A 12,940-nucleotide genomic window follows, 5' to 3' on the forward strand; every position below is an offset into this window, starting at 1 on the left:
ACAGTCGTGGTACACAGGCCCCTCACTCAGTGTCTTCACGACAATCTCCATCACGAGGTGAACCATGAACAAGAAACTGATCCTGCTGGCCGCACTGGCCCTGGGAGGCTGCGCCATGACCACGGGGTCCACACTGGCACAATTGCAGGCGTCGACCTGGCAGTTGCAGGGGGCGAGCGGCGATACCTTTACCCTGCAGGTCGCCGGCGACAAGGTGGCGGGCAAGGGCGGCTGCAACCGCTACTTTGGCAGCATCACAGAGCAGAGTGACGGCGTCTTGACGCTGGGCCCTATGGGTGCGACGCGCATGATGTGCATGGGGGATCTGGCCGGCAAGGAGATGGAGTACCTGAAGTCCCTGGAGAAGGTAGCCAGCTTCCAGATCAGCGGCAACCAGCTGGTGCTCAAGGATGCCGGCAAGGCGACCCTGCTGACCTTCGACGCCGTGAAATAGGCCCGGTGTCGTCAGACTCTGTCGCAGCCTGACTCCGGCGCGACGGTGTCAGAAAGGATGTACAAAAGGGACGCCACGGCGTCCCTTTTTGCTGCTTCAGCCGGGGTCATCCCCCCCGCTGGAAACGAAAGCGCTTCTTGCGCCGGTAGGGATAGACGTCCTCGAATACCCCCTCCCTGATGTTGCTCTGCAGCCGTTTCCAGTAGTTGGCATCGAACAACTCCTTGTGCAACTGCATCATGATCGCCCGCACCTGGGGCTTTTGCAGCAGGAAGGTGGCGAACTCCTCGGGAAAGATGTCGTTCGGTGCCACCGAATACCAGGGCTCGGCGCTCCACTCGTCCTCGGGGTAGCGCGGTGGCGGGATCTGGCGGAAGTTGCACTCCGTCATGTAGCAGATCTCGTCGTAGTCGTAGAAGACCACCCGGCCGTGGCGGGTCACGCCAAAGTTCTTGAACAGCATGTCGCCGGGGAAGATGTTGGCCGCCGCGAGCTGGCGGATGGCATTGCCGTACTCCTCCAGGGCGAGCCGGGTCTGCTGCTCGTCCGCCTGATCCAGATAGAGGTTCAGCGGGATCATCTTGCGCTCGGTATAGAGGTGTTTTATCACCAGCTTGTCGGCGGTGATGGTGAGCGCCGAGGGGGCCACCGCCTTGAGCTCGGCCAGCAGCTCAGGGGAGATGCGGTCCAGCGGAAACTCGAAGTTGGTGAACTCCTGGGTATCGGCCATGCGGCCCACTCTATCGTGCTGCTTCACCAGCCGGTACTTCTCCTTCACCTGCTCGTGGCTCACCTCCTTGGGAGGGGTGAACTCGTCCTTGATCACCTTGAACACCACGTCGTAGGAGGGGAGGGTGAACACGCTCATCACCATGCCCTTGATGCCCGGCGCGATGACGAACTGCTCCCGGCTCTGGGCCAGGTGCTGCTGGTAGTGGCGATAGAGCTCGGTCTTGCCGTGCTTCTGGCAGCCGATGGCGTTGTAGATCTCGTAGTCCGGCTTGCGGGGCATGATCTGGCGCAGAAAGGCGACGAAGAGCGCCGGCACCGGGGCATAGACCATGAAGTAGGCGCGGGCGAAGCCGAACACGATGGAGGCGAGCTCGGGCTCGAAGATGACGGTGTCCACATAGATGCTCTGGCCCGTGCTGAGCAGGGGCAGGATGAAGGGATACACCTCCCCCTTCACCCGGATGAGCCCCACCAGATAGGCCCCCTTGTTGCGGTAGAACACCTCTTTGAGCAGCTCGATGGCGAACGGCTCCTCGTGCAATATGGCCGGGCCGCTCTCCGCCAGATGGCGGTGGATGTCCATGATGTCCCGCTGCTTGTCCTCATAGGGCAGGGTGAAGCTGTAATCCCCGAGCAGCTGGCTCAGGGTCTGGGGCAGGTGGGCAAGATCGGTGCGATAGATGCGCAGCAGGGCGCTCAGGTCCGGCTTGTCGCCCCGGCTCACGAAGGGGTGGATATAGAGGTTCTCGTCGCGGATGTTGCGATGGCGGAAGATGCGACGATAGACGGAGTTGAAGAAGGACTCCGCCACCTCGAAGTTCTCGCAGCGGGGCAGCAGATCGCTGAAGGCCCCCTTCACCTGCTTGAGCAGGGCCTGGGTCGGCAGCTGCTCCCCCATCATCTGCTTGATCTGGGCCGTGGTGGCGCCGACGTGGTGATCATAGAGGCGGATGCGCTCGCGCCCGGCGAGCTGCACTCCCAGCCAGTCGCTGTTCTCGAAGCGGCTCTTGCTGCCCCGGGTTATCTCGAGAAAGCGGCTGTAAAACGACTCGAAGCGTTGCAGGATCGTCTCGGCGACGGCCTGCTCCAATGGCTGCTGCATCTCTCTCTTCCTTGTGATCTGACGGGCCCATGGCGTCTGTGCCAGGCGAAAAGGGGGTCGCCCCCCGGGCCACTATGGCAACATCCAAACATCTGTTCAAGTGGCAATCTTCGGGGATAAACGGTAGATTGCGCCCCTGTTTTACCGGCGTTTCGCAGCCGTTCGCGGCGTCGGTCCCATCCAGGAGAGAACCCGATGAAACTCTATTTTGTGCTGGTGTCCCCCGCCCGCGCCGCCAATGTGGGGGCCGCCGCCCGCGCCATGAAGACCATGGGCTTCGATGCCATGCGGCTGGTGGGGAGCCGGGTGCACGAAGAGGAGGAGGCGAGCTGGGTGGCCCATGGGGCCCAGGAGATCCTGACCCAGGCACAGGCCTTCGACACCCTGGAAGAGGCCCTGGCCGACATGGATCTGGTGGTGGCCACCACGGCCCGCCAGCGCGGCCGCTACCAGCACTACCTCACCCCGGCCGAGATCCGCGACCAGATCCGCGCCAAGCCGTCGCTCGGCAAGGTTGCCATCGTGTTTGGCTGCGAGGAGTCGGGACTCTCCAACGAGCAGCTCGCCCAGGTGGATCTCATCAGCTATCTGCCCCTCAAGGTGAGCTATCCCTCCCTGAACCTGGGTCAGGCGATCATGTTGTACGCCTATGAGTTGAGCCAGTTGCTGGATGAACCCGAGGCCGTAGCAGAAAATTTTGATAATGCCGGGCAGGTTCGCGTGCTGAAATCAAAAACAGCAGAATTGCTTGATGATCTCGGAGTTTCTCAGGATGAAAAACTGCATCAATGGGTGATGGACCGAGTACCCATGCTGCCGCAGCGGGATCTGAACATGCTGCATCTGCTCTGCAAAGACCTGGCCCGCAAGTTTGGCCGGGAGGTTTAGGTTGACAGCCCATCGCCAGGCGCGGTATTGCTAAAAGCCAGCTTCGTTCAAGAGTGTTCGTCATGCAGCTATTCACCAACGTCATCACCACCACCATTATTACCGGTACCACCACAGGTGGCACTGGGGCCGGTTGATGCGCTGACGAACAAGCACAGAAATCTGAAAAGGCCCGTACCCACCCAGTACGGGCCTTTTTGTTGGGTTCATTTCAGGCCGTTTTCAGACCAATTTGTCTGCAGAAAAGACAGGGAGAGTAAGCGATGAGAGTGTTGAAGTTTGGCGGGTCGTCACTGGCCGATGCAGAGCGTTTCCTACGGGTAGCCGATATCGCGGTCAATACCCACGGCCAATCCCAGGTTGCCCTGGTGCTGTCGGCACCGGCCAAGGTGACCAACCACCTGGTCGCCCTGGTGGAGCAGACCAGCCGCGGCATGGATGCAAGCGCTACCCTGTTCGAGATCAACGGCATCTTCTCCCGCCTGCTGGCGGGCCTCAAGGCCGCCTACCCGGCGCTGGATGACAAGGCGCTGCAAAGCCGCCTCACCGCCGAGCTGGATCAGGTGGAGCGGCTGATGCAGGGCATCCGTCTGCTGGGGCAGTGCCCGGACAACGTCCAGGCCCGCATCCTGAGCCGGGGCGAGAACCTCTCCATCGCCTTCATGCACGAGCTGCTGCGGGTACGCGGTCTGGATCTGGATCTCATCGTGCCGGAGCAATTGCTGGTGACCGACGGCGGCTACCTCGAAGCCCACGTGGACATCGAAGCCTCCCGCCTGCGCTTTGCCGCCAAAGGGCTGCGTAGCGATTGTCTCTACCTGATGCCGGGCTTCACCGGTGGCAGCGACAAGGGGGAAACCGTGCTGCTGGGCCGCAACGGCTCCGACTATTCCGCAGCCGTCTTGGCCGCCTGCGTCGATGCGGAGTGCTGCGAGATCTGGACCGACGTGGAGGGCTGCTACAACTGCGACCCGCGCCTGGTGCCTGATGCCTACCTGCTCAAAACCCTCTCCTATAAAGAGGCGATGGAGCTCTCCTATTTCGGCGCCAAGGTGCTGCACCCCAAGACCATAGCCCCCGTGGCCCAGTTCCACATTCCCTGCCTCATCAAGAACAGCTTCAACCCCCAGGGGCCGGGCACCCTGATCGGTCCCGAGAGCGGCGATGACGACCTCAAAGTGAAGGCCATCTCGGATCTTTCCGGCATGTGCATGTTCAACGTCTCCGGTCCCGGCATGAAGGGCATGGTGGGCATGGCGGGCCGGATTTTCTCCGCCGTCTCCCGCGCCGGGGTCAGCATAGTGCTGATCACCCAGTCATCCTCCGAGTACAGCGTCAGCTTCTGTATCCACAGCTACGACAGCGAGAAGACCCGCAAGGTGCTGGAGCGCGAGTTCGAGCTGGAATTCAAGAACCAGTTGCTGGATCCGCTCGAGATCATGACCGATCTGGCCATCATCTCCCTGATCGGTGACGGCATGCGCACCAGCAAGGGGATGGCGGCGCGCTTCTTCACCTCCCTGGCCCAGGCCTCCATCAACATCGTCGCCATCGCGCAGGGGTCGAGCGAGCGCTCCATCTCCGCCGTGGTGCGGGATCGCAAGGTGGCCGAAGCCATCAAGGCCTGCCACCAGAACTTCTTCGGCAGCCAGCAGTTCATCGACCTCTTCGTGGTCGGTGTGGGCGGCGTCGGTGCGGCCCTGGTGGATCAGATTGCCCGCCAGCAGCCGGTCTTGGCCGAGCAGGGCACCGGCCTGCGGGTGGTCGGCATCGCCAACAGCCGCCAGATGGCGGTCAACAAGGATGGCCTCAACCTCGCCAACTGGCGCGAGCAGCTGGTGGAGGCCCGTGACAGCTTCAGCCTGGAAGCGGTGAAGAAGCTGGTGGAAGAGAGCCACCTCATCAACCCGGTGATCGTCGACTGCACCTCCAGCGAAGCCATTGCCGTCCAGTACGCGGACTTCCTAGCGGCCGGCTTCCACGTGGTTACCCCGAACAAGAAGGCCAACACAGGGTCCCTGGATTACTACAAGGCGCTGCGCCGCACCGCCCGCCAGACCCGCCGCAAGTTCCTGTACGAGACCAACGTGGGCGCGGGCCTGCCGGTCATCGAGAACCTGCAGAACCTGATCAAGGCCGGCGACAAGCTGCGCGCCTTCGACGGCATCCTGTCCGGTTCCCTCTCCTTTATCTTCGGCAAGCTGGACGAGGGCATGGCCTTCTCAGAGGCCACCCAGATCGCCCGCGGCAACGGCTTCACCGAGCCGGATCCCCGCGACGATTTGAACGGCATGGACGTGGCCCGCAAGCTGCTGATCCTGGCCCGTGAGGCCGGCATGGCGCTGGAGCTCTCCGACGTAGAGGTGGAGCAGGCGCTGCCGCCGGGCTTCGACGTCAGCGGCGACGTGGAAGCCTTCATGGCCCGTCTGCCCGAGGCCGACGGCTGGTTCCGCGACCAGTTCGCGGCGGCCCAGCGTGAAGGCAAGGTGCTGCGCTACGTCGGCTCCATCGAGGGGGGCAAGTGCAAGGTCGCCATCAAGGCGGTGGGCGGTGACGAGCCGCTGTTCAAGGTGAAAGACGGGGAGAATGCGCTCGCCTTCTTCTCCACCTATTACCAGCCCATCCCCCTGGTGCTGCGCGGCTATGGCGCAGGGACCGAAGTGACCGCCGCCGGCGTCTTCGCCGACGTGCTGCGCACCCAGAACTGGAAGCAGGAGTTATAAGCATGAGTTCAGCGATGAACCCGAATGTGGAAGTGGGCGGCAGCGTGGTGGCCTATGCACCGGCCTCCAGCGCCAACCTGAGCGTGGGCTTTGACGTCCTGGGGGCGGCGCTCGCCCCCGTGGATGGCTCCCTGCTGGGGGACAGGGTCCAGGTGAAGCGGGCCGATGTGCCCTTCGCCCTCTCCTCCGTGGGCCGCTATGCCCACAAGTTGCCGGACGATCCCAAAAAGAACATCCTCTACGACTGCTGGGTCGCCTACGGCGAGGCGCTGGAGAAGCGCGGCCTGGGTCTCAAGCCGCTGGAAATGGTGCTGGAGAAGAACCTGCCGGTGGGCTCGGGCCTGGGATCGAGTGCCTGCAGCGTCGTGGCGGCGCTGGAAGGGCTCAACGCCTTCCACGGTGCGCCCCTGAATGAACACGACCTGCTGCTGCTGATGGGGGAGATGGAAGGGAAGATCTCCGGCTCCGTCCATTACGACAACGTGGCGCCCTGTTATCTGGGCGGCATGCAGCTGGTGCTGGAGGAGGGGGGCGTCATCAGCCAGGGCATCCCGGTGTTTGACGAGTGGTACTGGGTGGTCTGCTACCCGGGCACCGTGGTCTCCACCGCCGCCGCCCGCGCCATCCTGCCGGCCCAGTATCGCCGCCAGGACTGCCTCACCTATGGCCGCCGGCTGGCCGCCTTCGTGCATGCCAGCTACAGCCGCCAGGAAGGGCTGGCCGCCAGCGTCCTGAAAGACGTCATCGCCGAGCCTTATCGCGCGGCCCTGATTGAAGGTTTCAACGAGGTGCGGGCCCAGGGGGCCCAGAACGGGGCGCTGGCCACCGGCATCTCGGGGTCCGGTCCCACCGTGTTCGTGGTGATGAAGGATCTGGCCCAGGCCGAACGCATGAAAGAGTGGATGGAAGCGCACTTCGTGCGCAATGAAGATGGATTTGCCCGGGTCTGCAAACTGGACATGGCCGGGGCACGGGTAACAGGAAGCGAGCTATGAATCTTTACAACATCAAGGACAAGAGTGAACAGGTGAGCTTCGCGCAGGCGGTGCGTCAGGGTCTGGGCCGCGAGCAGGGGTTGTTCTTCCCTGAGACCCTGGAGCCGCTGGCCGACGTGGATGCCCTGCTGGATCTGCCGCTGGCCGAGCGCTCGGCCCGCATCCTGAGCCACCTGCTGGGTGACGAAGTACCGGCTGCCAAGGTGAGCGAGCTTATCGACGCCGCTTTCACCTTCCCGGCGCCCCTGGTGAAGCTCAAAGATGGCACCTATGCCCTCGAGCTGTTCCACGGCCCGACCCTGGCGTTCAAGGATTTCGGCGGCCGCTTCATGGCCCAGTGTCTGGCTGCGTTCAGAACCAATGACAAGATCACCATCCTCACCGCCACCTCCGGCGACACCGGCGCCGCCGTGGCCCACGCCTTCTACGGCCTGGAGGGGATTGAAGTGGTGATCCTCTACCCCAAGGGCAAGATAAGCCCCTTGCAGGAGGCGCTTTTCTGCACCCTCGGCGGCAACATCCGCACCCTCGCCATCGACGGTGACTTCGATGCCTGCCAGGCGCTGGTCAAAGATGCCTTCGACGATGAAGGGCTCAAGACCGCCATCGGCCTCAACTCCGCCAACTCCATCAACATCAGCCGCCTGCTGGCCCAGGTTTGCTACTACTTCGAAGCCGTGGCCCAGTTGCCGAAAGCCGATCGCGCCAAGGCGGTCATCAGCGTGCCGTCCGGCAACTTTGGCAACCTCACCGCGGGTCTCATCGCCAAGGCGCTGGGGCTGCCGGTGAAGCGCTTTATCGCCGCCACCAACGCCAACGACACCGTGCCGCGCTACCTGAAAACCGGCCAGTGGGAGCCGCACCAGACAGTCGCGACCCTGTCGAACGCCATGGACGTGAGCCGCCCCAACAACTGGCCGCGCGTGGAAGAGCTGTGCCTTCGCAAGGGCTGGGCGCTGGAAACCTTGGGCTCAGGGATGCGTGACGATGCCCAGACTCGCGACGCGCTCAAACGCCTGCATCAGCTGGATTACCTGTGCGAGCCCCACGGGGCGATTGCCTGGGATCTGCTGAACGAGCAGCTTGGGCAAGACGAGGTCGGTGTGTTCCTCTGCACCGCCCATCCGGCCAAGTTCAAAGAGTCGGTGGACGAGATCCTGAATCTGGATGTGCCGCTGCCGGGCCCGCTCGCCAAGCACGCCGCGCTGCCGCTCCTGTCTCACGATCTGCCCGCTGACTTTGGCCGCCTCAAGGCCTTCCTGCTCGGTTAAGCCGTCATGAGACGCTGACGATCCCCCGCTTTTTCACGAGAGCGGGGGATTTTTTTATGTCCGGTATTGATGTCCGGTATAGGGTGGGGGAACCCGCCCTATACCCCTGAAACAAGGAGCACGGCATGAGCCCGCATCCCCTTCGTACCCTGATCGAGACCTGTGACGCCGCCATCTCCCGGCGCGACTTCGACGCCCTGATGACCTTCTACGCCGAAGACGCCGCCCTGGTGGTCAAACCCGTATGGTGGTGCGTGGCATTCCCGCCATCCGCCGCGCCTTCACTGCCATCTCCGATTACTTTGACGGTCAGCTTGAGGTGACCCAGGGGGCCATGGAGGTGATCGAGGGGGCCGACAATGCCCTGGTGATCATGGAGACCCGGCTGCGCTACCCGGGCGGCGAGGGGTGGATCGATGAAACCCGGCGCGCCACCTATGTGTTTCGCAAAGAGCCCGGCGGGCAGTGGCGCTGCACGGTGGACAACTCCTACGGCACCACGCTGCTGGGGGCGCAGCAGCCCGGCGATCGGCCTGCAACTGACTAGCGCAGTCACACTGGCTCGACGTAGCCAGTGTGCGTGTATAGCGTGCGTAATCAAGGCTCACCATCAAGGCCGTGCAGCCAGACCGGTTAGTCAGATTGAGTAGCCAGATTGAGTAGCAAGAGCCAAGCCATCCAGGCTGGGGAACCCGAGCCGCACGCAGGGCGCCGCTCTGCCTGGGAGGGGGCACCACAGCGCTGCCAACGGCGCAACTCCCCGTTTTGGTTGTGCCTCACAACCTGCTGGCAGAAAGTGCGCTGACAGTGATTGCTGCGACGTTTTTACGAATCTGGTTTGCACTCTCGTTGTTATGCTCGCCCCTGGCAGCACAACCCTGTATGTGGGTCATTTCCGGCCCCCCGTGGCCCGTTGACCCGGTCTGCCGTGGCTGCTAATCAGGGGACTGCTTGACACCCTTCATGGACGAGCAGGGCCGCAGATGCCTCGACGGCGCGGCTTATCGACAACAACAACACCACAGTGCAGGGAGCAGACCATCATGTGGCCGTACCGAAAAATAGTGACCCAGTCCCTCAAAACCCCCTTGATGATCGCCAGGATCATGTTTTACCTGGCCCTGTTATTGGTATTCCCCCTGCCAATGATCATGCTATCGGACTCTCCAGCGGCAGAGATCGGGCGTTTCTCTTACATCCTGGTGACGTTTCCCATCGCCATGGGGCTGATGCTGATATCGAGCCTGATGGCCATCCTCATTGCCATGGTGGAGTCGCGCAACCAGCAGCCACCCCAGGGACGGTGGTAAGAAGGTCCTTGCCTTTCACGCCATCCAATAAAAAACCATCCCGGGCGGGATGGTTTTTGGACTTCCAAATTGGGACTCCCACCTTTTTGCCAGCAATTCGCCCGGCACTGTGGTCAGCGACGATGTCATCAGCCACCTTGTTAATCCGATAGATCCCGTTTTACTCCTTTGGCATTTGTTTGGGGCATCGCCATGTCTGAACACGCGACCCCACTGGGTAAATGACACTTGTGTACAAGGTATTTATCGGGTTCCAGGAAGATCAGTGTGTGATGAGAGATATAGCCAGCCAGTTAACGGCTGGCTCAAAAAGGTGGATGTCCTAGATTTCGTTCTTAAAAGTAGAGTAAACAAGACACCGGTTTTAGGCCGGTGTCAGGTGATAACTAGATCTGTACATACAGTCTTATTCTACTTGGGTGGTATTACTTCTATAAATGGATGTCGCCAATCTAGAACCCGTAGAAACTAACTTTGATAATACTCTAATTTGCTCCTTTACAGGCATATTCTTGGTCGGATAGGGATAGTTAATAGAGTGGTCTATTTCCCCCCAAATCTCCTCGAATAGAGTTCTAACCTGTATTTCACATGAGACATTGGTTTTGCTATTAGGTGGGGCGACCACATAATGGATGCTAGTATAATGACTGTCTTTTATCTTTACATCTAAGGATAGTTCTTGGAAGAATGCATTAAGCTCAGGGTCCCACGAGTATGCAACAGGTTGTTCTAATAATCGCCACTCATCATTTTCAACCATATTTATTATGTGTCTGTGAATAAGAGGGAAGTCATCTTGGTAAAGATGTAAAATTCTTATTCCTGCAAGATCATTAACTAGAGTGAAAAGTTCATTTTTATCTTTGAACTTATCCCCCATCCTATGTAACTTGTCTGCCAAGTGATCAGGATCTTTTAGTCTATGTTTAATGGTGTGTATCAGTGGGAAAGGTGCTGTATTTAATGCTGGCTCCAAGTTAAAGCTAGCCAAAACATTCTGCATGAAACGTTCAACAAGATGCTTGTTCTCTATGTAAAGAGAGACTGCTTCACTAACATGCTGACTCATATCAATCACCCCAGAAGCTCAATGCGACTAATTAAGTCTGAACTGAATTCTTGATAGGCGGCTAATGTTGACTCATATTTATCTGTGTTAGGTTGAATAGATGGTTTATCTTCAGATTCTATAGCTGCAGATGGTACTTGCCACATAGGGAGGTTATATTTTTGTGCCATGGCAGGGAAAGTATTATGTCCATGCATCACAGACAATTCACCGATAGGTTGGTTTGCTATGCCGTCATTTATATGACTTCTAATTTCCTCTGGTATAAATTGTTTTACTACTGATGGAATCTGACTGGCGTAATTATAATGTGCTCGTGCAAGACCCCAAGGGTTTTTCCCATCACTTCTCTTTTTTGCATTATATATGGTATAGCCAAGAAAGTTGACGAAGTTATTTGGGAATAATCCTCTTTTTTCTGGCGAAATAAGTGAAAATATAATGTCAAACTCTTTTTTCCATTTGCCTAATGCGTGACCCAAGTTTCTTATCCCATATAGAGAGAATAGATCTGGTGATGCTGGCACAATGAACCCATCAACGGTTGAAATTACGACTTTATTCATGGAGCCTAAACTTGGCGATGTATCTACTATAACGTAGTCAAAGTTATATTGATCACCGTAACTTTGTGCAATCTCTCTAACTTTTGTAATTGTTCTTATTGCAAGTGGGTCACCTCTGTATGCTCCCGCCCATCTTTCTGCAATTTTTTCTTCATAGAGATGGAGGGTCAGACGGCCTGGAATAATTGATAGATTATCTGTTAATTTTTTGGGGGGTGAGAGTATCTCAACATCACTAACGCCATCTTCAACAGGCTTCAATATATAGTGTAAACTTCTTACATTAGAGTTAAGTTTTTCAAGAGCATCATTTCCAATCTTTTTAGCACTCCCCTCAAAACCTAACTCGATAAAAGAATCTTCTTCTGACCAGATATCATGAAGTTCATCCTGTGTCATCGAATAAATTGTTAAGTTACATTGTGGGTCAGCATCAATGAGTAATACTTTTTTTCCTAGACTCGCGAGAGCGTGTGCAACATGAAAGGTCAAGGTAGATTGGCCCCTGGAGGATCCAGACACTTCGCCCCTCTTAACTTAAGAGGTAGTCTTGGAACTATGTTCAGTACTAGTCGCAACGAGAAGATGGCCGAAGTGTTAACAGGAGCCGAGCGCCGTCGACGCCGGACTCCGCAAGAAAAGATCACCATGGTGCAGCAGACCTTTGAGCCCGGTATGACCGTCTCTCATGTCGCTCGCTTGCACGACGTCAACGCCAACCAGCTCTTCAAATGGCGCAAACAATTCCAGGAAGGCTCTCTCACGGCGATCACCGCCGGTGAGGATGTTGTTCCAGCCTCAGAGTTGGCTGCTGCCATCAAGCAGATCCGAGAGCTCCAGCGTCTGCTCGGGAAGAAGACCATGGAGAACGAGATCCTCAAAGAAGCTGTGGAGGTTGGTCGAGCAAAAAAATGGATTGCGCATGCGCCCTTGTTGCCGGGGGACGACGATTAAGGGCGGTGAGCCAAGCCCTTGGTGTATCGCGTGCGCAGCTATCCGTTCATGTTCATCGAAAACCTGGTTGGCGAGATGGCCGGCAGCATCGCCAACGCGATGACAGCGCCTTGCTTGCCCGGATCATGGGCGCGCTGGCAGAGCTCCCCTCCTATGGTTATCGGCGAGTCTGGGCGCTGTTACGACGTCAGTCAGAGGCCGAACGACTGCCCGTCGTCAACGCCAAGCGAGTATATCGCGTCATGCGCGATCATGGCCTGCTGCTGGAAAGAAAACCGGCGGTTCCCTTGGCTCAGCAGGCACATAAGGGGCGTGTCGCCGTTAACGAGAGCAATCGACGCTGGTGCTCGGATGGCTTTGAGTTTCGCTGCGATAATGGCGAAAAACTCCGGGTCACGTTCGCCATGGACTGCTGTGACAGGGAAGCCTTGGACTGGGCCGCCAGCACCGGGGGTTACGACAGTGACACGGTACAAGATGTCATGCTGCGCGCGGTCGAGCGTCGCTTCGGGGATGCGTTGCCGGCCTCACCGGTGGAATGGCTGACAGATAATGGCTCGGTGTATCGGGCCCATGAGACTCGCGCGTTCGCACGAGAAATCGGGTTGGAGCCCAGAACAACGGCGGTGAGGAGTCCACAGAGCAACGGTATCGCGGAGAGCTTCGTGAAGACGATGAAGCGAGACTATATCGAGATGATGCCGAAGCCGGATAGCCGAACAGCGGTAGGCAATTTGGCGATCGCGTTCGAGCATTACAACGAGCACCACCCGCACAGCGCCTTGGGGTATCGTTCCCCTCGGGAATATCTGCGCAGTCGGGTATCACAACCCTAAGCGGGAAAGAGTGTCTGGATCTATGGGGTCAAATCCA

General features: G+C 58.5%; 10 protein-coding genes and 1 pseudogene. 8 read left to right on the plus strand and 3 right to left on the minus strand.

Going from position 1 to position 12,940, the window contains the following annotated elements; genetic code table 11:
- The first annotated feature begins 64 nt into the window (after positions 1-64).
- Positions 65-454, plus strand: coding sequence for an META domain-containing protein (locus AB5Y72_RS16840; RefSeq protein ID WP_325781982.1), 390 nt, complete (start codon positions 65-67; stop codon positions 452-454).
- A 106-nt stretch (positions 455-560) separates the two neighbouring features.
- On the opposite strand, the gene aceK is transcribed toward AB5Y72_RS16840, so the two are convergent.
- A complete protein-coding gene (gene aceK, locus AB5Y72_RS16845; RefSeq protein WP_325781983.1) occupies positions 561-2,288 on the minus strand; it encodes a bifunctional isocitrate dehydrogenase kinase/phosphatase in 1,728 nt (575 codons plus the stop codon).
- 195 nt (positions 2,289-2,483) lie between these two features.
- Between aceK and AB5Y72_RS16850 the strand changes: the two genes are divergently transcribed.
- From AB5Y72_RS16850 to AB5Y72_RS16875, 6 genes and pseudogenes are all read left to right on the plus strand, one after another.
- A complete protein-coding gene (locus tag AB5Y72_RS16850) occupies positions 2,484-3,176 on the plus strand; it encodes a tRNA/rRNA methyltransferase (RefSeq protein WP_042077712.1) in 693 nt (230 codons plus the stop codon).
- Between the two features lie 263 nt (positions 3,177-3,439).
- Positions 3,440-5,899 carry a bifunctional aspartate kinase/homoserine dehydrogenase I gene (gene thrA / locus AB5Y72_RS16855; RefSeq protein WP_368199276.1) on the plus strand — a complete coding sequence of 820 codons (2,460 nt, stop codon included), beginning with the start codon at positions 3,440-3,442 and terminating at the stop codon, positions 5,897-5,899.
- 2 nt (positions 5,900-5,901) lie between these two features.
- The gene (gene thrB, locus AB5Y72_RS16860; RefSeq protein WP_232090124.1) at positions 5,902-6,894 is read left to right on the plus strand and encodes a homoserine kinase; all 993 of its coding nucleotides are present in this window, start codon (positions 5,902-5,904) and stop codon (positions 6,892-6,894) included.
- Positions 6,891-8,165 carry a threonine synthase gene (gene thrC, locus AB5Y72_RS16865; RefSeq protein ID WP_368199278.1) on the plus strand — a complete coding sequence of 425 codons (1,275 nt, stop codon included), beginning with the start codon at positions 6,891-6,893 and terminating at the stop codon, positions 8,163-8,165. The genes thrB and thrC overlap by 4 nt, the downstream gene beginning before the upstream one ends.
- A gap of 125 nt (positions 8,166-8,290) precedes the next feature.
- Positions 8,291-8,712 (plus strand): annotated as a pseudogene (locus tag AB5Y72_RS16870) (DUF4440 domain-containing protein).
- Positions 8,713-9,208: 496 nt separating this feature from the next.
- The gene (locus AB5Y72_RS16875; protein ID WP_010673592.1) at positions 9,209-9,475 is read left to right on the plus strand and encodes a hypothetical protein; all 267 of its coding nucleotides are present in this window, start codon (positions 9,209-9,211) and stop codon (positions 9,473-9,475) included.
- 406 nt (positions 9,476-9,881) lie between these two features.
- Here the strand turns inward: AB5Y72_RS16875 and AB5Y72_RS16880 are convergent, their stop codons facing one another.
- Both AB5Y72_RS16880 and AB5Y72_RS16885 read right to left on the minus strand, forming a co-directional pair.
- Positions 9,882-10,547 carry a RelA/SpoT domain-containing protein gene (locus tag AB5Y72_RS16880; protein ID WP_368199279.1) on the minus strand — a complete coding sequence of 222 codons (666 nt, stop codon included), beginning with the start codon at positions 10,545-10,547 and terminating at the stop codon, positions 9,882-9,884.
- Between the two features lie 5 nt (positions 10,548-10,552).
- Positions 10,553-11,635 carry a ParA family protein gene (locus AB5Y72_RS16885; protein WP_368199281.1) on the minus strand — a complete coding sequence of 361 codons (1,083 nt, stop codon included), beginning with the start codon at positions 11,633-11,635 and terminating at the stop codon, positions 10,553-10,555.
- A 63-nt stretch (positions 11,636-11,698) separates the two neighbouring features.
- On the opposite strand from AB5Y72_RS16885, the gene AB5Y72_RS16890 reads away from it, so the two are divergent.
- Positions 11,699-12,903 (plus strand): IS3 family transposase gene (locus tag AB5Y72_RS16890; RefSeq protein WP_270822696.1). Its coding sequence is split into 2 segments (ribosomal slippage): positions 11,699-12,017 and positions 12,017-12,903, totalling 1,206 coding nucleotides; the frame shifts between segments, so codons are not numbered across the junction.
- The last annotated feature ends 37 nt before the right edge of the window (positions 12,904-12,940 follow it).

It is taken from the genome of Aeromonas sp. R7-4 (assembly GCF_040908055.1).
Lineage (GTDB): Bacteria > Pseudomonadota > Gammaproteobacteria > Enterobacterales > Aeromonadaceae > Aeromonas > Aeromonas sanarellii.